Origin of the sequence: Streptomyces sp. NPDC059875, assembly GCF_042731085.1 — a bacterium.
Taxonomy (GTDB): Bacteria; Actinomycetota; Actinomycetes; order Streptomycetales; family Streptomycetaceae; genus Streptomyces.
In genome coordinates this window covers 81,475-105,811 of the sequence record NZ_JBHWJZ010000025.1, presented here as the reverse complement: position 1 = coordinate 105,811, position 24,337 = coordinate 81,475, and the positions used below count along the sequence as shown (strand labels likewise).

Below are 24,337 nucleotides of genomic sequence, written 5' to 3'. Positions count from 1 at the left end.
CGTGCAGGCAAGCCGTCATGCTGCTCCACTCGCAACCGACACTCCCAGACAGGCGTCGCACCACACATGAAACGCGAATGGCTCTTCTCACTCATCCCGCTGACTATCGGCGCGGTCTTCCTCAGTTTCGGCATCCACGGACTCCGCCGCGCCAGCGCGCTCCGACGCACAGGTGTCACTGCCAAGGGTTGGATCGTGCGCCACGACATCCGGCGAGACGACCAAGGTGCGACGTACTACCACCCGGTCGCAGCCTGGACGACCCGGGACGGCCGCGCGTGCGAGTACCCATCCAGGTTCGGCCGCGGCTCCATCACAGGCGGCTTCGGCGTGAACACCCCCGTCACGGTCCGATATGACCCGCAAGATCCCCGCCGGTTCGCCATCCAGGGCTGGGACGTAGCAACGGTCGACCTGATGTTCACCGTCTTGGGGTCGGTGTTCACCGCGGGCACGTTGATGGTGCTGCTCGTCCGACTGGTCACTCTCTGACCGCAAACTCCTCCCCCTCTGCCACGGCAGCCCATCGGCAACGAGCAACCCGGACCGGAGGACCGCTCGACCTTCCACCTGCCAGGCTGCCCCCCGTCACCCCCCAACCGACCATCACAGCACCGGCCATCTCGCCGCCCTCGCCAGCCCACCGGGTGGGCACAACAGCCGCATCGGTACATGCACGGACGTCCAGGCAGACACGGCAGACGGAGAAGCACACGCCACCAAGGCCACCCACCAGGCCCATTGCCGTTCCCGAACCCCTCGAGGACGGCGGGCCGGCCTCGGCCCGCCAGAACTGAGGACCAGACCCCACCCAGGCGGGAATCCCGGTCGTCCGGAGGAAGCCAACGACCCATAGCCGGTCCGGCCACGGTGACATTCAGCTGGCGCTCCACGCCGGCGCCGGTAGATCCAGAACGCGGGCGAGGGCGGCAACGACGAGTGCGGAGTGGCCGGGCAGGTGCCTGGGACTCCAGTCGGCTGCCAGCGCGAGGAAGTCGGCCAGGTCGCGCTCGACCCCGCCCAGCAGACGGCGAAGCTCGACGGCCGGCAACTCGATCACCGGGCTGTCGCTCCGCTCGACATCGACGGTCAGCCGGACCGTGTCACCGAAGCGCTCGGCAACCGGGTCAGGGTCATGGCCGAAAGAGACCGGTCCGCTGCCGCTAGCGACCGTGTGCCAGGCACGCCAGTCCTCCAGCCCGTTGCAGCAGCCAGGAAGGAATGTGACGCCTGTGGACCCGTCCGTGACTCTCAGGCCACCGGCCGCGCAGAGGCTGTCAAACGTGAGCAGTCCGTGCAGGAATGATCCGAGCGGGTCAGCAGGCCGGGGCGGACGGTCATCCCCCGCGTTGGGATCGGGGTCGATGTCGTTGCATTCGGCGATGCGCATCACCGCTGTCCCGACCTCCGCAGAGGTGAGCTCACCGCTGAGTGCCAGGTACCTGAACGGCTCACCCTCAACGACAGGCCAAAAAGCGAAACCGTCGGGAGCGTAAAACTCCAGGACGGGCTGCATGACGATCATTGGCAGAGTGTCCCGCACCGCCTCCCGCACCGCCCCGATCAGGTCGGCATCCCGGCCCCCACCGCCACCGAACAGCGAGGGAAACCAGTGCTGTGACCGCAAAGGTCCGCCGGGTCGGTGGTCGTGGCGGGTTGGATGTGCGATGACGTCCAATCCAACCACTGGGCCCGGCCTTGGTGCGAGCCCGGGCCCCTGGACTTTCCCTGTGCCCTGGGCAGCACGGTTACGGTCGCGAGGGCTGTGCGGTGGCTCCTGTCGCGGCGCCTACTGAAAGCTGAGCCGGTGCGGGTGTGTCGGGTCGACGGCGCAGGTGTGAATGCGCATCAAGCCGCGGCCGAGGTAGACGCCGACCGGGTCAATCACGTTCCGGTCGTCGGTTGAGTCGCGGTCCTCGAGCGGAAGCCAGCTTCGCGACCCGCCGTCGCATTCCCCACTGTCGACGGTGAGCAGGGGAGGCAACGGCGTGCCGCAGACGGCGCAGTCGACCGGTGCGTGATCGGTCAGGTGCCAGGATGCGAAGCCGCCCACTTTCCATCCCGGGGCGATGGACAGGTCTCCCATGTAGTCGACCTCGTACGCCTCCTCCGCGCGCGCCCGGGCCATCGCGGCCTCGTACTCCTCATAGGTGTCGTAGCTCTGCGGCGCGGAGGAGTCGTACACGTCCTCGTCGTTCTCCTCCTCGTCCAGCAGACTCTCCTCCCAGGCGTCGATACCCTCCTGGAGTCCTTCACTCAGCAGGCCCAGGTACTCGTGCTCGACGACCTGTTCGGGATGCAGGACGCACGGGGTGGGCACGCATTCCTCTCGGCCCGCCACCGGGGGCTCGGGCTGGTCCGCCAGGACGTCGCCGACTTCGTGCGAGCGCCGCCACTTCAGCACGACGTCGATGGCGCGGTCAGGGCCGTGGACCTCGAAGGGGCACCAGAACACCTGGAGCAGGTCGTGGCCTTGCGGACCAACGAGGTCGGGGATGTCCCGCGTGTACAGCTGGGCGACGGCCAGCAGCGGGAGAGGATCCTCGTCCCGGAGGTCCGGGGCGTGCTGTCCCGGGTTGATGGCGTCGAGGATCCGCCGCTCCTCGCCGGAGAAGTCCCGCCCTCTCGCCTCGGCGAGGATGCTCCGCTTGAGCCGCATGTCGTCCAGCCGATGACCCGTGCCCTTGGTGTGTACCGCGGTGCACACCGGCCACGGCTCGTCGGCCGGCCACAACAGCGGTCCCGCCAGCGAGCTCTCCTCGGCCTTTGCGACGCCCTGGCGCGGATGCAGGCGCGTGGCCGTACGCCGGTGGGCAACGAGGGCGGGGAAAACGGCTTCGATGTCGACGGGTCGCGGGGGCGTGGTGCGGGTCATGCGATCCTCCATGGCGGTTCGGCGTCGATGCTAAACGCCGGTTCTGACATTGCCGGCGGGCTTCTCCAGCTGTGGCTGAAGGTGAGGCCCTTTGTCGCCGAAGGTGGTGAACTCCGTCTGATCGGGGTCGGGTTGCTGCCCTCGTAGATCGGCTTGATGCGGTACTGGACGACTTTCCTTGTGCTTCTTGACCTGGTCATAGATGACTTGTTCAACCTGGTCGCGCTGGTCCGGGGAATTGGTCGAGTTGTTGGTCTGCGTTACCAGGTTGCGCCAGGCCGGTCTTCCCTTGCCCGCGCCGCCCAGTCTGTCGACTGGTGCTCTGACCGGTAACGATCACTGGGTTCCGTTCGGGTCCGAGCGTCGCGGAGAACTCGCGTGCAGCCGTGTCATGCGTCTGCGAGCATGCGTCGCTGTGAAGATCAACAAGTCTGTCGTCCGCCGTGCGGTCGACTCCGATTCCGCCGCGGTGGCCGAGGTGTGGCTCCGTTCCTTCACGGTGGCGCTTCCGGGCGTGCGCCGGGCTCATACGGACGACCAGGTCCGGTCCTGGTTCCGGGACGTGGTCGTGCCTGGCCAGGAAACGTGGGTGGCGACGGTCGAGGGCTCGGTGGTCGGGATGATGGTGTTGGACGGCGATGACCTGGATCAGCTCTATCTCGATCCGGCCTGGCAGGGCCAGGGCATCGGCGGCCGCCTCATACGGCTGGCGAAGCAGCGTCGTCCGGACGGATTGGCACTGTGGACGTTCCAGGTCAACGGGTCGGCACGTCGCTTCTACGAGCGGCACGGCTTTGTCGCTGCTGAGCGCACCGACGGACACCGCAACGAGGAACATGAGCCGGACATCCGGTACGTGTGGCGACCTGGCAAGCAAGAGCTGTGACGATGCTCAAGCCACCCGGGCAGGAGGTCGTCCGCCCCAGCGGATGTCCTTGTCGCTGCGGCCGCGGGCGCGTTCGCGTCGCTGGGCGGGAGGGACGTCGGGATGCCGGGCAGGCTGGTTGCGCCAGCGCAGACAGCAGTGCAACTCACGTGTCTGGACAGTGTGGTTGGGGTGGTTCGAGTTGGCCTGGGTGACCTGCCGCAGCGGTGTACCCGTCTGAACGTCGCTACGCTCGCCGAGCTGAGCAATGCCCAGCCCACAGACGCCGATTCTGCCCATCTCAAGCGAGCCGCGACAAACGGACCTTGAACCTTCTCTGCACCGACTCAAAGGACGCGGAGTGCCTGCGCGAGAGGTCAGGCCGGGATCCGCAGCCCCGCCAGGAGCCGGTCGAGCGCCTGCTCCGCGGCCTGCGGATCCCCACCCCGCGCGATCCAGAGCGCGGCCTCGTTCATCGCCCCCGACAGCAGCCGAGCCAGGGGCTCCACCGGCTGGTCGGCGATGATCCCGGCCGTGGCGAGCGCCGCCAGGACCTCTGCGAGGTGCCGGGCGGAGGACTCCTCGTCCAGCGTCCGCCACTCATCCCAGCCCAGCACGGTCGGCGCGTCCACCAGCAGGATCTGTCGCACCGCCGGGTCGGTACCCGCGGCCAGGAAGGCCCGGCAGCCGGCCCGGAGCTGCTCCCAGAGGTCCTCGTGCCGCTCGGCTGCGGTCGCGACCTGCTCGCCCAGTTCCTGCTGGACCTTCGAAACGACGGCCCGGAAGAGCCCCGCCTTGCTGTCGAAGTGGTGGTAGGCCGCCCCCTTGGTGACCCCGGCGGCCCGCGCCACCTCGGCCAGCACCACATGGTGGTACCCGTCGGCGGCGAACTGCCGCTGCCCTTCGGCCAGCAGTGCCTGCCGCGTGGCCGCCCGCTGCTCCGCCCGGTTGACCGCCATCGCGCGCACCGCCCTTTCCATTTCGCGTACCGGGGGTATGCTAACGCCACGGTTCACATACCCCAGGTATGTGAAATGGAGCTGAAGGAGCCTCTGCCATGACGAACGAACTCACGACCGAGCCCATGGCCAAGCTCGGGGGCTTCTATCCGGTGCTCGCCACCCGGGACGTCGCAGCTTCCCGCGACTTCTACACCCGCCACCTCGGATTCGAGGTGACCTTCGAGGCGGACTGGTACGTCAGTCTGCGCCGCCCCGACGCCCCGCACTACGAGCTGGCCCTCCTGGACCACGCCCACCCGACCCTCCCCGAGGGCCACCGGGTCTCGCTCCGCGGCGGCTTACTGCTGAACTTCGAGGTGGACGACGTGGACTCCGAGCACCAGCGGCTTGTGACGGAGGCCGGCCTGCCCGAGGTACTGCCACTGCGTACGGAGGAGTTCGGCCAGCGCCACTTCATCGTCGCTGCCCCCGACGGTGTGCTCATCGACGTCATCACCGTCGTCCCGCCCAGCGAGGAGTACGCCGCCCAGTACACCAACGCCCCACTCCCGGGCCGGGCCTGAGGAACCAGAGCGACGCGCGGACTTAAGGAACCTCCCCTGTACGGCGGTAGGGCGAGGATTCCACCGTGTCGACCCGATCCCGCCACTGACCTCCCCCTACGGGATCTCGGTCCAGCAGCACGCGTCACTCCTGTGCGACGGGCGGTTCTGCCGTCATCGCGCACAGGATCCACGCGGGCGTCAGGCCGTACTCGGTCACCAGCCCTTCCAGCCAACGCGGCAACACCCCCAAAGATCCAGAGCAATTCCCGCCCAGCCTTCAGAAGGACTCGGAAGGACGTCGAAGGCGGAAGCGCGCGGGTTCACGGAATCTCGCAGCCGACCAACCGGGAACCCGCGCGTCGTTTCGGCATTCTGGCTGGTGACCGGCGGGTTCCTGGGTGGATGCAGCGATCGATGCTTGCCGGGTCGACGGCGACTGCGTTCACTTACCCGGGACGACCGGCTATGACTTCCGCGCAATGACCACCTCGGACGACGTCGTCGAGCAGGCCGAGCAGTGCCTCCGCAACATCTCATACGCGCTGAAGGAAGCGGACTACACCTTCGCGGACGTCGTCCGGGTGCGCTATCTCCTCCCCAACCGCGACGACTTCGAGCCGTGCAGGCCCTGTTCCGCGGCCGCTTCGGCGGCGTTCGGTCGCCCGCCGCCATGATGGTCTGTGGCCTCGCCGACCCCCGGTTGAGGATCGAGATCGAGGTGTACGCCCACCATCGGAACCTCACGGGATGCGCCCACGTATGATCGCCGCACCGGCTGAGTACGATCACCTACGCCGGCCTGAGTACGCGAGCGGCTGCGCACCGCACGCGGCGCCGGAAGGGTGGACGCATGCGCCGACTGCTGCTGCTCGCCCCGCTGTTGCTGTTCACCGCCGGCTGCGGAGTGATGCAGAACTCCGAGGGCGAGGCGACGGACGCCGCACGCGAGGTGGCCAGGAAGGCGGGCGAGCGGCTCTACGGCCAGCGTCCGCGCACGGCGGAAGAGGTCGGGCGCTCCGCTTCCGGCATCGACGGGGTGGAGGTACTGCAGGTGACGGGTACCTCGACACACGACGGGGACGGCATCGACGTGGTCGTCCGCACGTCCGGCTCGGCGTACAACAAATGGTTCGACCCTCAGGAGATAGCCGTGCAGCGCTGTTTCGCGGTGCGGGTGTCGCCCAAGTCCGAGTGGCGTGAGGATCCCCGTGACGTTGGCTGCCCGGATGGCCCTCCGCTGATCTTCCCCCCGCCACCCGAACCGCCCCGGCTGCCGTACGAGGAGCTCCGTGCGAAACTTCCCCGGGTGCCGGAGGGCGGCCGGGTGGACGAGGCCGAGGTACGCCGTAGGGTCGCCGCCCTGGACCTGGATCCGGCGATCCGTACCGAGGTGAAGGCGGACGGCGGCCGGGTCGGCGTTCTCCTGTCGGTAAAGGGCAACGGCTTCGACGCGCAGGACTGCCTTCTTGCCCGCGTGGCCCCCGGCGCCACCGAGGTGTGGGTGCCGCCCCGGATCCAGCGGATGCCCGGAGAGGGCGGCTGCAGCGTCGGCAACGCCCTGACCCCGCAACCGCCCCCGCACTGAACGGGGTGCCTGGCTCCGGCGAGAAGCCGCCTCACCTTCCCCGCCGCATCCGCAATGTCGCCCATCACGTCCACCCGTCCCTCAGAAGCGGAAAGCGGTGTACCGGGCGGCGTTGGTGAGGGCGAGCTCGAGCCGATGCCATCCCTTGTCGAGGATGGCCCGGTTCAGCCCGGTTTCCTGCCGGACCTGCCTGCCGGGCCGGTCGATGGCGCCAGCCGGTCCGTGAAGCGGGAACCAGTAAGCCGGGCGACCTGCCGAACCCACTGCAGCCACCTCCTCCTACCGCTCCGCGACCCGCGTTGATCTGGAGGAGGCCATGCTTCACCCACCTCGCGGTGCCCGGCGTGATCTCGGACGGCTGATTGCTCGCATCGACGACGAGTTCGAGCGTCGCACTCTGCCTAACCCTGGACCGAAGGAGCGAATGGACGGTGGACGGCTGGTGGTGGTCGAGGATCCGTGAGCGCAACCGGTCCGTCGTCGAAAGCTCCGGCGATCACTGCCAGACCTGGGACGCGTTCAGATATCGGCCGGGTCGCTTGAACGCCCGCTCGAAACGGGCGAGTTCAGCAACTGCGTCAGGCCACATCCGCTCATCTTCGACACGGGCGGACAGCTGCACGCGTCCCCGCGGGAACGCCCTGAATTTGCCGAATTGCAACGTGTCTGCGGGCTCTCGCTGGAAACCCACGCAGCCACGGGCGTCGTTCCGGAGGCCGGCGGCGGTGCTGCTCTTCCCGGCGACCGCCGCGAAGCCCTGGCCAGCCACCCAACGACGAACCCCCGGCCTTCCGCGCTGGAAGGACGGGGGTTTGCGATGGAGGGCACTCTCGCAGATCGCGATGGTCGACCAGGACGGTACGTTAGAGGTCAACCGGAATCTGCCCAATGGGGTCGGGACGGCTGCGGGTGATCGGCGATCCACGCCCATGCGGTTCACGTGCCGTGACAACGGGCGGGTGGCGCCAGTGGCTTTTCACACCCGCCCTGGGGCACGTCATCCGCCCGCGGCCTCCTCCGCCTCCCAGCGCAGCAGATCGCCCGGCTGGCACTCAAGCACCTCGCAGAGCGCGGCGAGCGTCGCGAAGCGTACCGCCTTGGCGCGGCCGTTCTTGAGTACCGCCAGGTTGGCAGGCGTGATCCCTACGCGGTCCGCGAGCTCACCCACGGACATCTTCCGCCTGGCCAACATCACGTCGATGTCAACGGCGATCGACATCAGATCACCTCGTCCAACTCGGCCTGCATCTGCGCCGCTTCGACATCACGCGCGACGGCCTGGGCGAGCAGCATCCGCAGCACGAGCACGATGAGCGCGACCCCCAGGATGGCCAAGCCGACCCCGCCCATGATGACGGTGACACCCGGGTCGTCCCGCTGGCCCGGCGCATTGAGGACCGTCACCGCGAACCACAACAGGGCAGCCGCCACGATCGCGCCGATCACGACGTCCACGTACCGGAAGGCGGCGTGGGAGAACACGGTTCCGCGTCGCACCATCGTCACCAGCCGCCATACGCAGACCAGGGCGACCTGCGCCGACACCATGCCCAGGATCGTGATCACGCGCAGCGGGGTCAGCGGGAGCGACCCGTCCTCAGGGTCGGTGGCCAACGCCCACACCATCCCTGCCTGCACGAACACGGTTCCGGCGAGCACCACCACGAGCACGGCGCGCAGCGCGCCCACTGTCAGCTTCCCCACGACCCATCCTTCCATCGAGTTACGATGGGAATCTATCGAAATTCGATAGATGGAGCAAGGGCTGGGATGGGCCGTCTCCCTGCCGCTGACTGCCGCCACCTGCTGGCTGCTCGAGCGGGGCTAGGACCCGCTCGAGCAGGGCGGTCGGGAAGTCGCGCCCGTCGACCTTGGCCGGGGTCTCGCCGAGGACCGCGTAGCCGAGGTTGGAGTAGGAGAACTCGGTATCCGGCTTCGGCCCGTAGCCGGAGAGGTCGGTGAGCGTACGGACCGGGTCGCCGAGTACGGAGTAGCCGTCGCCGCCCAGCAGGTAGCCGGCCATGGCCAGCGGGAACTCCGGGCCGTCGGGCGGGAAGGACGGCAGGCCGGCGGTGTGGGTGGCGAGCTGCTCGACGGTGATGCCGGCCACCGCCGGATCGGCGAAGGTGTACTCGGGCCACAGCCCGTCGACGGTGTCCGTGAGCCCGCTCCGCCCGGCGTCCGGCAGGTGCCGAGCAGGCTAGCGGTGAGCACCTTCTGCGCCGAGCCGGACTCGAAAACGGTGTCCGGGTGACGGGGGTGGATCCGTCGGTGGTGCCCAGCGCGGCCCAACGGCGCGCCAAGACGTAGCACCGTGGCCCGCGCAGTGACGACCTGGGTGGCTTCGCTGCAGCAGGAGGTGGGGTGAACTGGCAGGGCGCTTCCGAGCTGATCGAGGCCACCTCCGGTCATCGGCCACGACCGATTCCGCTCCCGTCAGCCACCCATCTCGTCGATGTTGGCCGACTCCGTCGGAGGGGCTTGCCCTTTAGCTCGGTGGCTTGCCCAGCGGGCGCGGCCATCGGTCACGAGGGGCTTGCCTGGTGGCCTTGAGGCTTGCCCAATCGGCCAAACCGCAGGTCAGGGAGGAGGTCCTCCGTGAATCGGTCACGGGTTGCGCCCACGCGATAGGTAACCGGCAGCCGTGTGACCGATCGCTGTGGCCGATTGCTATGACCGATGAGCACTTTCTTGGCCGATGGGTGACAGCTGGTGATGCCGATCTCGAAATTTCCCCGGTGATGGCGGTGCGCCGGCCTGGCAGACTCGATGGCATGTCCGAACGGCTTGACGGCGAGGCAGCTCCGAACGATCCCGTGCGCGAGTACGTGACGCTCTATCCCGAGGTCGTCCAGGCGGGTTCCTTGCGGAACGCCCTGCAGGCGGTTGCCGATCATGCTGGCAACGGGCTTGCGGTCGAGCTGACGTCCTCACCGGGCTGGCGCTATGTAGCCGCGCAGGTGGCAGCTGACGGTCGTTCGGCGAATGTCCTGATGGGCCTCAATGAGCGCAGCTTCTTTGTCGACTGCTGGACCGGTGGTGTCCATATGGCTTCCGGCAGCACCCAGGACCTGTCCGAGGTTGTCGGGTGCTGCACTCCTGGCTGCAGGGGCCCCGGGTACGCGAACTCGTCGCGCGGTGGCCCTTCCTGCGGACTTGGGAGCTGGCCGAGGCCCATGAGCGTGGCGAGGATGTGCCGGTGCGGTGGCGCCAACTGCGCGAGGCCGCAGCGCGCACGCCGGACACCGGGCTGCACGAACTAGTCGAGGCCGCCTTCGAGCAGGAGCGACTCCGGGTCCTGTCGCCGGGGCGGAGCATGTACTGGCTCACCTTCAGCCGCCGGGCCGCGCCGCCCATCTGCCGCGACCTGCCGGCGGCCATGCCGATCAGGAACGGCCGGTACCGGGTGCGGTTCGCCGACCGCCGGCTGCAGGAGGTGGACGGTGCGGCATCGGCCGTCACGGCCATCCTCAAGGGCCTCCCCGACGACGCTGTCCCGCGAGCTTGAAGGTCAGGGGTGTTCACGCATGGGTCCGACCAGGTTCGTTCGTCCGACCCCGTAGCCGCTCTCCGCTCCCGGTGCGTTCCATGGCTTGGTCGACGAGTTCGGCGCCGCGGCCTCCGCGGAGGACAGCGGCGGCCCGCGGGAACTCTCCGGGGGTGGGGCTACGCCGCACCTGCCGCTGCCAGTACCGCGACCGGCAGGAGCAGAATCCACTGCGGCAGGCGGAGTAGTGGTCTGGGCCAGCCGACGGACAGCGTGACGACCAGGAAGGCTGCCGCGTACGCGATGAAGTGCCCGGCCACGAACCACGCCACCAAGCCGGTCCCCGGCGCACCGTCCGTCAGGGAGAGGTAAAGCAGAGCGAGTCCGGAGAGCACCAAGTCGACGCTCACCATGTGCCACACGGCGTGCAGGACACGCTTGGGTTCGTCCGCGAGCCCACAGGACAGCAGCGGGCGCACCACATCGCGGCGCCCGCCGACGATGTGCACTGCGGTCACGCCGACAGCGGTGATGCCTGCCGCGAGAAACCAGCCGTTCATCGGACCTCGATTCCCTTCGCCACGACGGCGGCCAGCAGTGCTGCCAGCTGCTGGTCAGGGTGTTCCCCGACCAGCCCTACGTGGAAGAACACAGCTCCTGCCAGCGTGTCCAGGACCAGGTCCACAGGCGTTTCGGCCGCGATCTCCCCGCGCACCACGGCGCGTTCGAAGACAATCAGCAGCCGTTCCTTCGAGGGGGCCAGGAAGTCGCTGCGAATGCGCGCCTTCAGGTCCGGATCGGCGGCAAAGTCAGCGAGCAGCCCCGGAAGTGCCGCCGCGGCGGCAGGCGCGCGGAACTCGTCGACCAGGCCCTGGAGCAGCACGGTCAGATCCCCGGCCAGCGTTCCGGTGTCCGGGGGCGGAGCATCATCGGTGGTCGTGAAGACGGCCTCGAAGACCAATTCCGGCTTGCCCGGCCACCGCCGGTAGATCGTGTCCTTGCCGACACCGGCCCGCGAGGCCACCGCCCCGATCGATGTCGCGGCGTAGCCGACCTCGACCACCAGCTCTGCCGTCGCGCCGATGATTGCCTCGTGCGATCGGGGATCCCTGGGACGCCCCCTGGAGGGCAGAGAGGAACTCATGGCATTTACCTTACGGGTCGACCCGTAAGGTAAACAAGAGGTCGGACTGCCCTTCAAAACCGGAGCCGGCGGCGCCTCTTCAGGTCACCGGATGGTTGCCGAGCGAGCAGAAGAACTCCTGCTGGCCGCCGGCGACGGCGTGGGCGGGATAAGCGACAACCGCCCCCGGAACCCGCCACATTCGGACAGGACCCCGAGCACACCCGCAAACGCCGAGATCGCGCCCAGCCTTCCGGCTGAACGGGTTCTCGTGACGGTTCACGAGAGCTACTCGGCGAGAACGGTCGAAAGTCACGGTGGGTGGGGAATCAAAGTGAGCAACTCTGGCCACCACCTGAAGCGCGGGGTGGGGAGATCCAGGGCTCTGACCGGATTTCCGTGAAGTCCGGGTTCGCCCAGCCCTGGTCACAGCAAATGTCCGGTTTGGATCACCTGTGCGGCCATCCGGGTCACGTCCGGATGTCCCCCGAGCGAGAGACGCTCGGTGGGGGTATGTCGATTCGCGCAAGGTGACCCTGGGATCCATGAGGAGATCAGTTTTGTACGCAGTGATTCGGCATTACGAAGGAGTGACTGACTCTGCCGAGGCAGGACGCCGAGTGGACGAGGGATTCGTACCTCTCCTTCGCCGGGTCCCCGGCTTCGTGGCTTACTACTGGGTGGACGCTGGGGACGGAGTGATGGTCTCTACCAGCGTCTTTGAAGACCAGTCCGGCGCCGAAGAGTCGATCGAGCGGGCGGCGGACTTCGTGAGGGACAACCTCGCGTCACTGCTCCCCAACCCTCCTCAGGTCACGGCCGGCACGGTTGTGGCTGCTGGGTAGCGACCCTGCGAAGTGGGCCGCTCGATCTCAACTACCTCCACTCCGACGACCTGGCCCTTCACGGAACTGCGGCCAGAACCAGATCCAGGGAGCCTCATCACTGGCCGATGGTCGGCGGGGCGGGCAGAGGGCGCACCCACGACAGCCTCGCCGGCCGCGAGCACGAGCTGACCCACAACAGGGTCCGCGACTACGCCGCCACCCCCGGCGGCATCCAGGCCGCCATGCGCGTCTCCAAGAGCCGACCCCGAGTCGTGCCCGTCCCCTACGGCTCCCGCCCCTCGATCTGCCCGGTGCGCGCATGGACCGCGTGGAGGGAGGCCGCCGGGCTCGACGACCCCGGCGGGTACGCCTGGCGCTGCCTGCACGCCCGCTGGCACACCGTGATGCAGGGCGGACTGCAGCCCGAATCCATCGGCGATGACATCACCGGCGCGGCCAGCGCGCCGGAATCGACATCCGCTTCACCAGACACTCCTCGCGCCGAGGCTTCGCCACGGTCCTCCCGCCTGAAGGGGCCATGACCAGATCGTCATCGCCAAGCAGGGCGGCTGGCCCCGCACTCCAAGGTCCTCACCGGCTATCTCGAGGCCGTCGACCAGCGGGAGGACAACGCCCTGGCCGGGGTGCTGTGAGAGCACATGGCGATGGTCGGGTTCTTCGATAGCGGCCAGCGCTCGGGTCGACGAGCTCTTGGGCGTCATCGCCGGGGCCGCCGATGAAACCGCAGGAGCGTCGCCGCGAGCTCGGGCAGGGCCTTGATGACGGCGACGGTGTCGGCGCGGTCGGCACGGAGCAAGGCGACGATGCAGACGATGACCACGAGGGCGACGCAGAGGATGCCGACCAACAGGGGCAGGACGAACAGCGGGTCGATTGAGGTGAGCATGGTGGTCCTCCAGTAGGTCAAGAAAGTTCTCCCGTCCCCGACCCGAGGTCGGCGGCCACACGTTGGAGGCTTTGTGGGCTAGCCCCGCAAGACCTCAATCCTGAGCCCGAGTTGAACGCCTTGTTCGGTGCGGCGGTCGACCGGGGGGATCTGACAGGAGAGCAATGGAGCGGCCCTGACCTGGGACGGGTTGCGGCGGCCGATCGGGAGGGTCGAACAGGACGGCAATGGACCGGCATTGAGATCACCAGCGGGGCGATCGCCATTCAATAGCTGGAGCTTTCAAACCTCACCCCGGCGCTTGCATTACGCACACTGGTCAGCACCCAGCCGGGGGCGATGAAGAAGCCGCACCCTCAGTTGGTCGGCGTTGGGCGGTCGAATTGAACATTTCAGGCGGCCACCGCTTCTTCTTCGTGCCGCCTCGCCTCACCAGTTGGCTCACCGTGTACTTCACCGACCGTGGCATCGAGGACTGGAGAAGCGGCGCGGCGAGGAGGAGGTCACCTTCGAGTGTCTCGTCGAGCAGCGTCGTACGTTTGTCGACCAACCGGGGCTTCGTTAACCGCCAGAACGGGTCGCCCCCGAGGAGCACCGCGACTTCGCGACGACTTCTGCGACACGACGCGAGACCAGGGGTGTAGCCGGTGACTGATGGCGTGAGGCTTGCCGAGGGCGCGGAGGATGGTCTTGCCGCGTCGGCCACCAGGGTTGCCGCGTCGGCCAAGGGCTTGCCCGATCGGTCAAACCGCTGGTCAGGGCCGGGCTTGCCCGGTATCGGTCACGGTGGATGGCGAGGGGTGGCTCCCTTGGTCGAACGTGACCGGTGACCGATGCGATCGCCTCCCTGGCTGTGGCCCGATGGCCGGCGGCTGGGGAGCGGTCAAGCGGTGACAGGCCGAGCAGGAACCGAGGGGGGAAGCCCACATGTCCCTTCAAGTCGATACTTAAAGTATGCATACTTGATGTATGCATAATGGCGTCGCAGGCACATCGCCCACCCAGACCGGGCCAGCCTCGCCCTCAGGTCAAGCATGTCCCTGACCGCCACGTGGCGCAGGAGGACTCCATGGCCCCGCGCCCTGCCACCGGACTCTCACTTCGACGCCGACCGGTACGACGCCGAGCTGGACCGCTTGGTCGCCGACCACAGCTGGGAGGAGCCGGTTGACACCGCCGTACGCCTCTTGGCCCGGGAACTGGTCGCCCTCGACTGGTACCAGCGGTGGAACTGCCTGCCCCCGCCCTGGGGCCTTGGCGTCTCGGTCGGCGACCGTGGCGAGAAGGCCCACATCACGATGCGGTTCCGCGTCGAGGATTCGTTCCTCGCGACGGCGTTTCGCCGCTACACCATGGCCGTCACCGGGAACGAACCCGTCGAGGACCAGGTCCGTCGGTTCGCCGAACGTATCGACACCTCCGACCCGCGTTCGGCCGCGCAGCCCGGCTGAGCCGCTCCCGGCCCGCTGAGCCCGGTATCAAAGTCCGGCAACCAGGACTCGGGGAACGATTCAGCATCGCTCGGATCACCCCGCCCCTGCCCACAGGAACGACTCGTGCGCGGAGGAACGGAGGAGTCACATGATCGGCCGGACAAGCCCTAGTTGCCCGCGTATGAGGACCCCGGGGTCATCCGGTCCTGCGGAGCCCTCAGGCGTGTAGCGAAGGTGCACGTCCATCGCCTCGGCATACGCGACTGCATCGCATTCCAGCTCCGACAGGTCTCTCCCGACCAGTGGAAGTCCGTCGAACGCGACCTGGGGACCCTGCACAGCGTCGGCAGCGATGCAGAACAGCCCCACGGCTTGGCTCACATAGGCCGTGACAGCAGGCAGAGAAGAAGCCACCCCGCGACGGTGGACTTCGATCTTCCAAGCCGGCGAGAAGATCGCGTAGTCCCGTGCACAATCGCTGACCTCGGTCTGCCCGAGTATCTCAGCCGCCTCGACCACTTCGTCGACGGTCATACCGAATCGGAGCGGTCCGACGCCGACTGCCGGCGAATAACACCACTCATCCCGTTCGGCGGGTCCGAAATCGGCTTCGGTCTCGAACGCCACAGTCGCTCCTCTAGAAGCACCTGAGAACTTGCCGCCGCCCATCATGCCAATCACCAACCAGCAGACTGCGGGGTGCCGCCGCGCAGATCACTCAGCGCGAGCCTCATCTGGGCTCGGCCGCGAATACGGCGACACCTGAACATGCGAGCTCACCAGTCCCAAGGCCGTGTAAGGGGGGTGTCAGCGTTTGATTCGGCTGCGCATGGCGAGGATGGCCAGGGCGAGCAGGACCGGTTCGGTGAAGCGGCTGACCATCTCTGTGTAGGTGCCCCAGGTGGTGAGGTCCTGGCCGCTGGAGCGGAACACGACGGAGTTCAGCACTACCTGCACGGACTTGTTGAAGCGCGCCCCGCTGAACCGGTCGCCGAGGGGAAGCGTCAGCGTGGGATCTGGCTTGTCCACGGTCAGTGTCACCTGTCCGCCGCCAGCCGGGACCGTGCCGCTGGCGACCTGTCTGGGCGAGGAGTCGGGCAGGCCGAGGCCCATCATCAGCACGATCGTGGCCACCACCGCGGCCAGCAACCAGCCCAGCGCCCGGGATGCGCGCAGGCCGTACCCGGACAGGAGCCAGTACCCCCAGAGCAGGCCGCGTTCGCCGGGCGGGGATCCGGTGCGGTCGTGGCGGCGCATCTCCATCTCGCCGTAATAGAAGTCCGCGGCGCCGGGCTCGTAATTGCCGTCCTCGAAGGCCTTGCGCAGCTGCCGGTAGAGCGCGGCCACGTCCTCCGGGTCAGGGGTGAGGCCGGGGTCGGGGTGGTGCGGTCCGGTGCGCCAGTTCCGTGGGGAAGTGGCCTGGCCCGGGGGCAGGGCGGTTTGTCCGGCGGTCTGCGCGCGCCAGTGGTGTTCCTCGGCCAGGGTGCGCCGCCGCGTCCACTTGTAGGGCCATATGGAGTGGCGTCGGTGAAGGCCGGTGGGGGTGCGGGCGAAGGCGCAGCGGCCTTCCAGACGGAGCTGGTCGAGATGGAAAGCACCGGAGAACAGGCAGTCGGTCAGGTCGGTGTCGGTTCAGGACCAGGTGCGCCGCGTCCACCCCGCGCACCGAGACGACCCGCACCCCGTCCCCGGCGCCTGCCAGGAGGCCCTCGTCCACTTCCACACCCCCGAGGTCGATGTAGGGGGCGGGGTGGGCGGTGACGGCCATGGGGAACGACAGCACCGCGTGACTGAGGTCCACGGCCGCGTAGCGCAGGCGCAGGGTCGCCGTCGACTCCCAGCGAGTCCTCTCACAACGAACCTCACGTGCCGCGATCTCCAGCGTCACCGGTACTTCGAACACCGCGCTGGACAGATCCACCGCCCTCGCGCTCACCACCGGCCCCAACCGCGCCGTCAGCGCAAACCGCGTCCTCTCGAACCTGGCGTTGCCGGAGAACTGCGCCGCGTCGAACCTGGCGTCGGCGGAGAACTGCGCCCCGTCGAACGTGGCATCGGCGGAGAACTGCACCCCGTCGAACGCGGCGTCGCCGGAAAACTGCGTCTCATAGAACGTGACGTCGCCGAAGAACTGCGCCCCGTCGAACTTCGCGCCGGAGAACTGCGCCCCGTCGAAGGTGGCGTAGCCGACGTGGGGTCTTCCGGTAGTGGGGTCTTGGAGGGCTTGAAGGAGCTCCTGCAGGAGGGATGCGGTGAAGGGGGTGTCGCGGTAGTTGATCTCGGCGCCGGGTGCCAGGCCGGCAAGGCGGGAGTCGCGGTCGATGCCTCTCAGGTGGGCCAGGCATGCGGTGTGGCCGGGGACCTGGATGCCGGGGCAGCCGACGGGGTCGGTAGCGGGGTCGGCACCATGCGCACAGTGCGGCCAACGCGGGGTGGCCGGCGGATTGCTCACGCAGGGCTCCAGGGCTTCACGGCGGCAGACGGTCGGTCCCGCTCCGGCTGCTCCAGGCTCCACGTCTCCCGCTGCACCCGCTCTGAAGCGCGCCGCTCCCGAGGAACCTTCCCGACCCACTCACCCGTCATCGACGCCACACTGCCACCCCGCAACCAGCTGTCACCCGATGTTGGTGAAGCTGAACGTCACGCTGCACTCATGCCCCGCTACTCGCCGAACCCTGTGTCGCTGCACATGCCTACGGGTGCGGCAGCCTGGGCAGTTTTGTGCCGACAAGATCGGTAAGCGCGGCCAGTGTGTCCGGGGGATCGGGGGATCGGTGATGACGGATCAACCGTGGTTGCTAGCCTGTCAGGGCCTCGTCCGATGACCGCGGGAGTTCTTGTGAGTGATGGGCCTGCTCAGGACCTGACGGGCACGGTGCGTCGGATCGACTCGCTGTTGGACCGCATGGGACTGAACCGCGACGACGTGTTGCGGGTGGAGGGTGAGGGTGGACTCTCGTACGCCTCCGGGGTGGCCGTGGAGGAGGTGCGGGAACTGCTGCGTGGTGAGCGGTCCGCTGAGTCCGGGCGGGAGGTGGACGTCGTCGAGGCGCGCCACCGGCGGGTGGTCGAGCGGATCCTGTTCCTGCGCGCGACCCGGCTGCGTGCGGCCGCGGACGGCAGCAGGCGAGCCTACTCCCTGGCGGAGATAGCGGCCGGGGCGGGAACGAGTGCGCAGTGGCTCGACAAGATGATCAAGACGGGCCGTGCTCCGAACCTCGACCACGCCGCCGGGATCGCGGGTTTCTTCGGAGAGAAGATCGAGTTCCTGGTCGCCGAGCCGGCCGAGTCGCTGGACCGCGTCCTGCAGCAGATCCACAAGGACCTGCTGGAGCGGACCGTGGAGCGCCAGGACCAGGACCTGCGGCGCCTGCGAACCGCGGGTCCGGCGAGCGAGGTGGACCCCTCGCTCGGCGTTGTCGCGTACGCCGCCCGCGCCCTGGCCGATGTACCGGAGGACACCGCCCAGCCCCTGATCGCCCTGATCGAATCCGTCGCGCGGCGCTCCCGTGAGGAGCGCGCCCGGGAGGCCCGCGCCGCCCTCGAGACAGCGCTGGTGCACAATGACGTCGATTGATCGCGGCGGCCTGACCACGGCCCACCAGCGGTAACGCGCAAGGAACGATGCATGGGGGGCCGTGCATCAGGCACGAGGGGCGGGTGGCACGGGGTGGGCGTCTCGCGCGAGATGAAGCGGTATCGCGACGCGCTGTTCATGGGGTTGCCCCAGCCGGTTCCCGAGCAGCCGGTGGAGCTGCTGAAGGCGATCTGCGCGTGTGCGGCACGGTGCAGCGGGCGCGAGGTGCGTCTGATGCTGGAGGAGTTTCCGCCGGAGTCGGTGACGGGCCTGTGGCTGGACATGGGCGACTACGACCTGATCGTCCTCGAGGCGAACACCTCTCCCCTGCACCAGGTCGTGATCCTGGGGCATGAGCTGTGGCACCTCAAGGAGGGGCACTGCGGTCATGGCAGCGCGGCCGGTGCGCTGGCCGCGGCCCGCATGCTGGGTGACCGCTGGAACCTTGCCGACGCGGTCGCCTACGTCGCCGCCGCCCGTACGGAGCCGGACCTCGAAGAGGAGCGGCGTGCGGAGCGGTTCGGCCGGATGCTGGCCGACCGGGTCAGGCCCTACCTGGAGCGCGGGCGCGGCACGGCACCGTTCGGCGGAGTGGCCGACCGCATCTGGGCGTCGCTCAGAGGTTAGAGGGCGAGAAGGCATGAATCTCTACATCCCGGCCGCCGCGCTCGGCATCGTGCTGGTCGTCAAACTTCCCTCGTTGGTGCGGCGCCGGCACAGTCCCGTGGTCCGCAGCGTCAACGCAGTGATCTTCCTGCAGGCCTCGGCGTTCTTCTTCTCGGCGCCCCCGACGATCGGGTTCGTCAACGAGTTGACCGGCGTCTGCAACTTCTCGGTGGCGCTGGTCTACTGCATCCTCTGCGCCTACGCCTGTGCCAGCCGGGTCCTCATGGAGAACTGGCGCGAGGACGTGGAGGTCCTCCCCCACACCCGCCGTCGGGTCAGGCGCTGGATCTGGGGCCACGGTGTGGTGATCATCCTGCTCATCGGCTGTTTCCTCCTGGGCGAGGCGCCGGTCGAACGGCAGAGTGACTTCGAGACGTACTACGCCAACACCCCGTTCATGCGCGAGATGGTGCTGCTCTGCCTGTTCGCCGTCACCGGGGCGGCCGCCGCGGCTGCCGTCGCGTGCTGGAAGTGGGCGCGCGACCTCCGCAGGGAGTGGCTCGAGCGGAGGACACCGGCCGGAGGCCTGCTGCGTTTCGGGCTCACCGTCCTGGCCGTCGGTTTCCTGACCAACGTCACCTATGGTGCGGCCAAGCTGGCCGCGGTCGTGGCCGCCTGGGGCGGTCGGGACTGGGAACCACTCAACCGGGCGGCCATGTCCTTCGCCTCCCTCGGCACCCTCCTCGTCGCCGCCGGCTTCCTCATCCCCATCGTCGGACCCTGGCTCGCCGCGGAGGTCTTCGGGCCGCTGCGGACGCTGCGGGCCCTGGGCCCGCTGCGGCGGACCATTTGCGGGGCCGGTGCTCCCCGTGGCCGGATGCGCCTCCCCACTCCCTGGAGCGCCGGCCCCGGCCGGCGCCTCACGGACCGGATGACCGACATCCACGACCGGATGCTGGAACTCGGGGCGTACTGCTCGGACGACGTGCGTGCGCACGCCTACGCAGAGGCCCGCCGGGGCGGCGCGACGGAGGCCGAGAGCGTCGCCACCGGCCTTGCCGCGATGTTCAGGGCCGCGGCCGACGCCCGCGCCCGGGGTGTTCCGGCGGACAAGGAGCAGGGCGTGACGGCGGTCCGGGCGCTGCGTGCGGCGGAGGCCGAGTACCGGGACCTCCTGGTCGCCATCTCCCGGGCCCTCGGCTCGGTCGCCGTCCTGTCGCCTTCGACCATGAAGTGAGGGGCCGGCACCGAGTGAAGGGGCGGCACGGAGTGAGGGGGCGACCTGTCGGTCAGGCCGCCCCCTCGTCGTGCTCACCGTGTCACGGAGCGACCGGCAGGTCCGGGGTCAGGAGCGTCGGGATGCTCCAGCGCTGGGCCGGAGTGCCGTTGCAGCCCCAGATCATGAACTTCGTACCCCAGTCCCGCTTCGCCTGCGGCAGGTCGAAGCAGTTGTTCGACTGCGGGTTGTAGATGCTGCCGTCGGCTCGGGGCAGCCACTGCTGGCCTCCCTCGCCCAGGCACTGCCAGAAGATCAGGTCGGTGCCCTGAGCGGTCTGGTTGCCCCGGACCGCGACGCATTGACCCTTCTGGGTCAGGGTGCCGTTGGCGTTGACGCTGAACTTCTGCGGGTCGGAGCCGTTGCAGTCCCACAGCTGCGGCTGGTTGCCGTTGCCGTTGGCGCCCTGCGGGGTGTCGACACAGAAGTCGGGCGACGCGGCGTACCGGATCGGCAGGTCCGTGGTCGTGACCGGCGGTGCGTAGTTCTGGAAGACGGACAGGCCGGCGATGGCGCCCTTGAGGTAGTTGCTGGGCTTGCTGACGTACTTGTACCGGCCCAGGACCAGCGAGCCGCTGGGGGCGGGGCTGGTGGCGGCGTTGTGGTGGCCGCTGGAGGCCAGGGTGCCGTTGACGTAGAGGTTCATGGCGCCCGTGGTGGCGTTGTACGTGGCCGTCAGCTGGGTCCAGATGCCCGGCCTGAAGGTGTTGGCCGGGGTGACGGTGGCGTTGTAGTCGTAGGGCCAGCCGTCGTCGTCACCTCGGGCGATGGCGAAGCGCCAGTGGCCGGAGTCGGCCCACAGCATGAACGCGGAGGCGTGTGCGGTGTCCTGGCTGACGATCACACCGTCGGCCGCGGTCATCTTCGCCCAGGTGGAGATGGTGAAGGACTGGCGGGTGTCGACGGGCTTGGCGGGGCCGGTGATGACGGACTTCGCCGCGTCGTCGAAGACCGCGACCTTGCGGGAGCGTCCGTCGACGGTCTCGGTGGCGTAGGTGACGGCGGTGGCGGTGGCGTCGTTGGAGATGCCGCTGCCGTTCTTGGCAGGGATGGCCTTGGTGTCACCTTCCAGGCGCCACTGCACCGTCGGGGCCTGGGCGTCACCGCGGACGTGGTAGCCGCTGTAGCCGTTGACCGCGCCGCCGGCGGCGGTGCCGGCCCACGCGTGCAGCGTGCCGTCGGTGCCGACGGCCCAGAAGTCCGGGATGTCGTCGCCGGTGACGTCACCGTCGGAGCCGACCCGCGGGTAGTCCGTGCCCTTGATGCCGTAGCCGATACGGGTCGCGGGCTGCGCCGCCACGCCGGTCACCACGACGTACTGGTCGATCGCGCGAGTCGCGGTGGTCAGCTTGTACTGGAAGATGTCGCCGTTGGTGCGGTTGCGCACCCACAGCGCCGGGGCGGTGTCCGTGGTGGCACCGATGTTCAGGGCGTTGCCGGGGACCATCAGGTCCTTGTCGTCCCAGGTGCCGCTCGCGTCGACCAGGGTGGGCGCGGCGAGGGTCTGGTTGGTCTTGACCGGGTAGAACCACAGGTTGCCGGACTCCACGGCCAGCAGGCCGGTGGCGTCGGTGACCTGACGGCTGGGGGTGCGGGTGGTGCGGGCCGGGCCGGTCGGGGTGATCTGGCTGGAGTGCTGCCAGGTCGTCACGTTGTGGTAGCCGGTGCAGGCGGTGGTGTGGTCGGTGGAGCACTCCGGCTTCTCCACCGAGCTCTTCGTGCCGAGCGTGAAGCGGCCCGGGTCGGAGAGGGTGTTGTCGTACGCGAAGAGCTGCGATCCGCCCAGCGCGCCGGGGGTCGCCGGCTCCTGGTGGACGAAGAGGTCGTCCACGTTGCGGCCGGGGTCGAGCGAGCCGCGGTGAACGGTGCGGTAGTCCTTCCACGTCCGGCCCGAAGAGACCTCGGGGGCCTGGAGCGCGGTGGCGGCGGTGCCGCTGGGGATCATGCTGCGGCTGTCACCGTCGGTGGCGCGGCCGTGCGTGACCAGGTTGCCCGCGGTGTCCGGGACGAGGATGTCGGAGCGGGCGTCACCGGTGGTGTCACCGAAGGCGACCGCGCCGTCCTTCCACGGCACGTAGAACGCGTACGACTGGGTCTGCGAGGAGTTGCCGGCCTCGTCCAGGACCCGCGCGTAGACGATGTTGGTGCCCCAGCGCGGGGGCTTGACGCTGAGGGAGCTCACGCTGAGCGGGCTGCCGGCCGGCGCGCACTGCTGCTGGGCGTCGGTGAGCTGCGGGTTGAAGCCCCACTGGACGCAGGCAAGTCCGGAGCTGCGCAGGCCCGCGCCCGGGCTCGGGTCGGACGCGACGACGGGCAGGGAGCCCGTGTCACCGAGGCGCAGCTTGGTGATCTGGCCGTTGCCGGCCGGCGGGAACTGGGTGGCCGGGTCGGTGAACTGGCCGAACTCCAGGACCGGCGGGGTCAGGTCGACCGCGAAGTGACAGGAGGTGGTGGAGGGACCGCGCAGCAGGCCGTCGTCGCCGTGGACAGCCCAGCCGTAGTTGTGACCGTCCTGGATGGCGCCCAGCGGCACGGTGTACGAGGCGTCGGTACCGGTGCTGACGAAGCCGGACCAGCCCGTGTTCACGGTCGCGCCGGTGTTGTGCTCCCACATGTTCACCCACTGGGTGAGCTGGCCCTGGTTGGGGCTGCTGACCTTCGAGGCGAGCGTGACGGTCGGGGTGGTGATCCAGCCGAACTTGTCGGAGGGGATGTCACCGCATGCCTGGGTGTCACCCGCGACCACGCGGCGCGGGGCGGGAACGGTGCGCTGGTTCTCCGGGACGCGCGGCGGGAAGTCGTACTCGGCGCTGAGGACCGCGGTGTACGCGAACCGCTTGAAGGCGATCTTGTCGCCGGTGCCCTCCTGGCCGGTCAGGGCGAAGGCGAGTGGGGTGCCGGTGTCGCGGATGCCGTCGCGCATGGCGTTGGTGACGTTGAAGTCCACGGGGATGTTGCCGTAGCAGTCGCCGCTGTTGCCGTTGCCGCCGACGGACTGGTTCTGGATCCACTCGCGGATCTGGTGGTTGCTCCACTTGACCGAGGAGCCGAACGCGCCGGCCCGGTACAGGTGCACCGGGTACTTGTTCGTGCACGACCAGTCCGCCGAAATGTACTGCTCCAGGCGGAGGTTGGCGTAGTTGATGGTGGCGCCGGCGTAGCCGTTCAGGTCGAACTCGTACAGCGCGCGCTCGATGCCCTTGCTGGTCTCCCAGCCCTGGTAGCCCACGCCCGGACGGTCCCGGTCAGTGGAACCGGTGCGGTCGTAGTTGCCGGCGTCGTACGCCTGCTGGACCCAGGCGTGGTGCTGCTTGCCCCGGCTGTCCACGGACCACGAGGGGTCGACGTAGATGGGGTACTTGGTGTCGGCACCGTCGAGCAGCTCGGCGCTGGGCGCCAGGGCGATCTCACCCGCGGCGCGCTGCGCCGCGCCGTTCGCCGCCGCGCCGTTCGCCGCCGCGCCGTCCGCCGTCGCACCGTCCGCCTTCGCGGCGTCCACCTTCGCGCGGGTCACCGGGATCCGGGCCACGGAGGCATCGGCGCCGGGTCCGTCGGCGCTGCTGAGGCCGGCTGCGGCCTCGAAGTCGGCGTAACGGGACCCGCGCGCACCGGGCTTGCGTGCCTCGCCGGCCGACCACATCAGCGGAGCGGGGGCGCGGAAGACGGTGTCCTTGCCCGCGGCCGCGGTGAGGCTGCCGTCCTTGCCCTTGGCCAGCGTCAGACCGTCGGTGACCGTGGGGAACACCAGGTCGCGCACGGCCGGGTTGGCCGCTGCCGCGGGCGTGCGCAGCACGACCACGGTGGTGTAGCCGCCGTACTTGGTGGCGCTCACCTGGAGGTCGGTGTCGGGAGCCACGTCCTCGAACACCGCGTCGTTGCCCCGCAGTACGGGCTTGGGCAGCGCGCCCGGGAATGGCGAGGACACCGACAGCTTCTTGCCGTCCTCGGTCGTCATCGTCGCCAGCGGACCCGTGCCGCCGCCGGAGATGACCAGGCTCGAACTCGACGCCTTCGGCGCCACGGTGCCGTCAGCACGGACGGCCAGCGTGTCATCCAGTGTCAGCCAGCGCCCCTTGGCGCCCTTGGTGCGCTGCGGCTGCACGTGGCTCTCGGAGCGGAGCGTGCCCTTCGGGGTGGCGACGGTGGTCGCGTACTCCGTGGTCAGCTCCGGGACCGGCACATCCTTGCCGGTCTTCTTCGCCAGTTCCCATGCCTGCTCGACCCCCGTACGAGCGGACATTCCTGACGGTGCGGTGGGCCTGGTCGCGG

The 24,337-nt window shown here is 68.9% G+C and carries 23 protein-coding genes and 3 pseudogenes; 12 read left to right on the top strand and 14 right to left on the bottom strand.

The window, feature by feature from the left end; all coding sequences use genetic code 11:
• Positions 1 to 66 precede the first annotated feature (66 nt).
• Positions 67 to 492 (top strand): DUF3592 domain-containing protein, encoded by a 426-nt coding sequence (locus ACFV9D_RS27560; RefSeq protein WP_385151638.1) that lies wholly within the window; start codon positions 67 to 69, stop codon positions 490 to 492.
• A gap of 385 nt (positions 493 to 877) precedes the next feature.
• On the opposite strand, the gene ACFV9D_RS27555 is transcribed toward ACFV9D_RS27560, so the two are convergent.
• Both ACFV9D_RS27555 and ACFV9D_RS27550 read right to left on the bottom strand, forming a co-directional pair.
• Positions 878 to 1,525 carry a hypothetical protein gene (locus ACFV9D_RS27555; protein WP_385151636.1) on the bottom strand — a complete coding sequence of 216 codons (648 nt, stop codon included), beginning with the start codon at positions 1,523 to 1,525 and terminating at the stop codon, positions 878 to 880.
• 264 nt (positions 1,526 to 1,789) lie between these two features.
• The gene (locus ACFV9D_RS27550; protein ID WP_385151633.1) at positions 1,790 to 2,875 is read right to left on the bottom strand and encodes a hypothetical protein; all 1,086 of its coding nucleotides are present in this window, start codon (positions 2,873 to 2,875) and stop codon (positions 1,790 to 1,792) included.
• A gap of 391 nt (positions 2,876 to 3,266) precedes the next feature.
• Here ACFV9D_RS27550 and ACFV9D_RS27545 point away from each other — a divergent pair, with 391 nt between their 5' ends.
• Positions 3,267 to 3,761 carry a GNAT family N-acetyltransferase gene (locus tag ACFV9D_RS27545; RefSeq protein ID WP_385151630.1) on the top strand — a complete coding sequence of 165 codons (495 nt, stop codon included), beginning with the start codon at positions 3,267 to 3,269 and terminating at the stop codon, positions 3,759 to 3,761.
• A gap of 6 nt (positions 3,762 to 3,767) precedes the next feature.
• Here ACFV9D_RS27545 and ACFV9D_RS27540 read toward each other — a convergent pair.
• Together ACFV9D_RS27540 and ACFV9D_RS27535 are read right to left on the bottom strand one after the other, a co-directional pair.
• Positions 3,768 to 3,968 (bottom strand): annotated as a pseudogene (locus tag ACFV9D_RS27540) (IS630 family transposase); the annotation flags it as partial.
• A gap of 149 nt (positions 3,969 to 4,117) precedes the next feature.
• The gene (locus tag ACFV9D_RS27535; RefSeq protein WP_385151760.1) at positions 4,118 to 4,699 is read right to left on the bottom strand and encodes a TetR/AcrR family transcriptional regulator; all 582 of its coding nucleotides are present in this window, start codon (positions 4,697 to 4,699) and stop codon (positions 4,118 to 4,120) included.
• 98 nt (positions 4,700 to 4,797) lie between these two features.
• Between ACFV9D_RS27535 and ACFV9D_RS27530 the strand changes: the two genes are divergently transcribed.
• The 3 genes from ACFV9D_RS27530 (at position 4,798) to ACFV9D_RS27520 (ending at position 6,832) form a co-directional block, all read left to right on the top strand.
• Complete coding sequence (locus ACFV9D_RS27530) at positions 4,798 to 5,265, top strand: VOC family protein (RefSeq protein WP_385151627.1); 468 nt, start codon at positions 4,798 to 4,800, stop codon at positions 5,263 to 5,265.
• Between the two features lie 461 nt (positions 5,266 to 5,726).
• Positions 5,727 to 5,921 carry a Rid family hydrolase gene (locus ACFV9D_RS27525; protein ID WP_385151624.1) on the top strand — a complete coding sequence of 65 codons (195 nt, stop codon included), beginning with the start codon at positions 5,727 to 5,729 and terminating at the stop codon, positions 5,919 to 5,921.
• A 176-nt stretch (positions 5,922 to 6,097) separates the two neighbouring features.
• Positions 6,098 to 6,832, top strand: a complete 735-nt coding sequence (locus ACFV9D_RS27520; protein WP_385151620.1) for a translation initiation factor IF-2 — start codon at positions 6,098 to 6,100, stop codon at positions 6,830 to 6,832.
• A gap of 81 nt (positions 6,833 to 6,913) precedes the next feature.
• Here ACFV9D_RS27520 and ACFV9D_RS27515 read toward each other — a convergent pair whose 3' ends face one another.
• The 4 genes from ACFV9D_RS27515 to ACFV9D_RS27500 form a co-directional block, all read right to left on the bottom strand.
• Positions 6,914 to 7,096 carry a hypothetical protein gene (locus ACFV9D_RS27515; protein ID WP_385151617.1) on the bottom strand — a complete coding sequence of 61 codons (183 nt, stop codon included), beginning with the start codon at positions 7,094 to 7,096 and terminating at the stop codon, positions 6,914 to 6,916.
• A 733-nt stretch (positions 7,097 to 7,829) separates the two neighbouring features.
• Positions 7,830 to 8,051 carry a helix-turn-helix domain-containing protein gene (locus ACFV9D_RS27510; RefSeq protein WP_385151614.1) on the bottom strand — a complete coding sequence of 74 codons (222 nt, stop codon included), beginning with the start codon at positions 8,049 to 8,051 and terminating at the stop codon, positions 7,830 to 7,832.
• Positions 8,051 to 8,536 carry a DUF2975 domain-containing protein gene (locus tag ACFV9D_RS27505; protein WP_385151611.1) on the bottom strand — a complete coding sequence of 162 codons (486 nt, stop codon included), beginning with the start codon at positions 8,534 to 8,536 and terminating at the stop codon, positions 8,051 to 8,053. Before ACFV9D_RS27505 ends, ACFV9D_RS27510 begins: the two co-directional genes overlap by 1 nt.
• 19 nt (positions 8,537 to 8,555) lie before the next feature.
• Entirely contained in the window at positions 8,556 to 9,020 is a 465-nt protein-coding gene (locus tag ACFV9D_RS27500) for a serine hydrolase (protein ID WP_385151758.1), read from the bottom strand.
• Positions 9,021 to 9,920: 900 nt separating this feature from the next.
• Here ACFV9D_RS27500 and ACFV9D_RS27495 point away from each other — a divergent pair.
• The gene (locus tag ACFV9D_RS27495; protein WP_385151608.1) at positions 9,921 to 10,340 is read left to right on the top strand and encodes a DUF6193 family natural product biosynthesis protein; all 420 of its coding nucleotides are present in this window, start codon (positions 9,921 to 9,923) and stop codon (positions 10,338 to 10,340) included.
• Between the two features lie 158 nt (positions 10,341 to 10,498).
• On the opposite strand, the gene ACFV9D_RS27490 is transcribed toward ACFV9D_RS27495, so the two are convergent.
• Both ACFV9D_RS27490 and ACFV9D_RS27485 read right to left on the bottom strand, forming a co-directional pair.
• Positions 10,499 to 10,879 carry a hypothetical protein gene (locus tag ACFV9D_RS27490; protein WP_385151605.1) on the bottom strand — a complete coding sequence of 127 codons (381 nt, stop codon included), beginning with the start codon at positions 10,877 to 10,879 and terminating at the stop codon, positions 10,499 to 10,501.
• Positions 10,876 to 11,463, bottom strand: coding sequence for a TetR/AcrR family transcriptional regulator (locus ACFV9D_RS27485; RefSeq protein ID WP_385151602.1), 588 nt, complete (start codon positions 11,461 to 11,463; stop codon positions 10,876 to 10,878). Before ACFV9D_RS27485 ends, ACFV9D_RS27490 begins: the two co-directional genes overlap by 4 nt.
• A 931-nt stretch (positions 11,464 to 12,394) precedes the next feature.
• Between ACFV9D_RS27485 and ACFV9D_RS27480 the strand changes: the two genes are divergently transcribed.
• On the top strand, positions 12,395 to 12,811 hold the full coding sequence (locus ACFV9D_RS27480; protein WP_385151599.1) for a hypothetical protein: 417 nt from the start codon (positions 12,395 to 12,397) through the stop codon (positions 12,809 to 12,811).
• Positions 12,812 to 12,987: 176 nt separating this feature from the next.
• Here ACFV9D_RS27480 and ACFV9D_RS27475 read toward each other — a convergent pair whose 3' ends face one another.
• A complete protein-coding gene (locus tag ACFV9D_RS27475; RefSeq protein ID WP_385151597.1) occupies positions 12,988 to 13,176 on the bottom strand; it encodes a hypothetical protein in 189 nt (62 codons plus the stop codon).
• Positions 13,177 to 13,622: 446 nt separating this feature from the next.
• Between ACFV9D_RS27475 and ACFV9D_RS27470 the strand changes: the two are divergent.
• Positions 13,623 to 13,723: pseudogene (locus ACFV9D_RS27470) on the top strand (DUF6104 family protein); the annotation flags it as partial.
• A gap of 487 nt (positions 13,724 to 14,210) precedes the next feature.
• Complete coding sequence (locus ACFV9D_RS27465; protein WP_385151594.1) at positions 14,211 to 14,627, top strand: hypothetical protein; 417 nt, start codon at positions 14,211 to 14,213, stop codon at positions 14,625 to 14,627.
• Between the two features lie 126 nt (positions 14,628 to 14,753).
• Here ACFV9D_RS27465 and ACFV9D_RS27460 read toward each other — a convergent pair whose 3' ends face one another.
• Complete coding sequence (locus ACFV9D_RS27460; RefSeq protein ID WP_385151592.1) at positions 14,754 to 15,236, bottom strand: hypothetical protein; 483 nt, start codon at positions 15,234 to 15,236, stop codon at positions 14,754 to 14,756.
• 180 nt (positions 15,237 to 15,416) lie between these two features.
• A pseudogene (locus ACFV9D_RS27455) lies at positions 15,417 to 17,061 on the bottom strand (pentapeptide repeat-containing protein).
• 387 nt (positions 17,062 to 17,448) lie between these two features.
• On the opposite strand from ACFV9D_RS27455, the gene ACFV9D_RS27450 reads away from it, so the two are divergent.
• From ACFV9D_RS27450 to ACFV9D_RS27440, 3 genes are all read left to right on the top strand, one after another.
• A complete protein-coding gene (locus ACFV9D_RS27450; protein WP_385151589.1) occupies positions 17,449 to 18,186 on the top strand; it encodes a hypothetical protein in 738 nt (245 codons plus the stop codon).
• Positions 18,187 to 18,279: 93 nt separating this feature from the next.
• Positions 18,280 to 18,813 (top strand): toxin-antitoxin system, toxin component, encoded by a 534-nt coding sequence (locus ACFV9D_RS27445; protein WP_385151586.1) that lies wholly within the window; start codon positions 18,280 to 18,282, stop codon positions 18,811 to 18,813.
• Between the two features lie 13 nt (positions 18,814 to 18,826).
• The gene (locus tag ACFV9D_RS27440) at positions 18,827 to 20,029 is read left to right on the top strand and encodes a DUF6545 domain-containing protein (protein WP_385151583.1); all 1,203 of its coding nucleotides are present in this window, start codon (positions 18,827 to 18,829) and stop codon (positions 20,027 to 20,029) included.
• An 82-nt stretch (positions 20,030 to 20,111) separates the two neighbouring features.
• Here ACFV9D_RS27440 and ACFV9D_RS27435 read toward each other — a convergent pair whose 3' ends face one another.
• Positions 20,112 to 24,308, bottom strand: coding sequence for a ricin-type beta-trefoil lectin domain protein (locus tag ACFV9D_RS27435; RefSeq protein WP_385151580.1), 4,197 nt, complete (start codon positions 24,306 to 24,308; stop codon positions 20,112 to 20,114).
• Between the last annotated feature and the right edge of the window lie 29 nt (positions 24,309 to 24,337).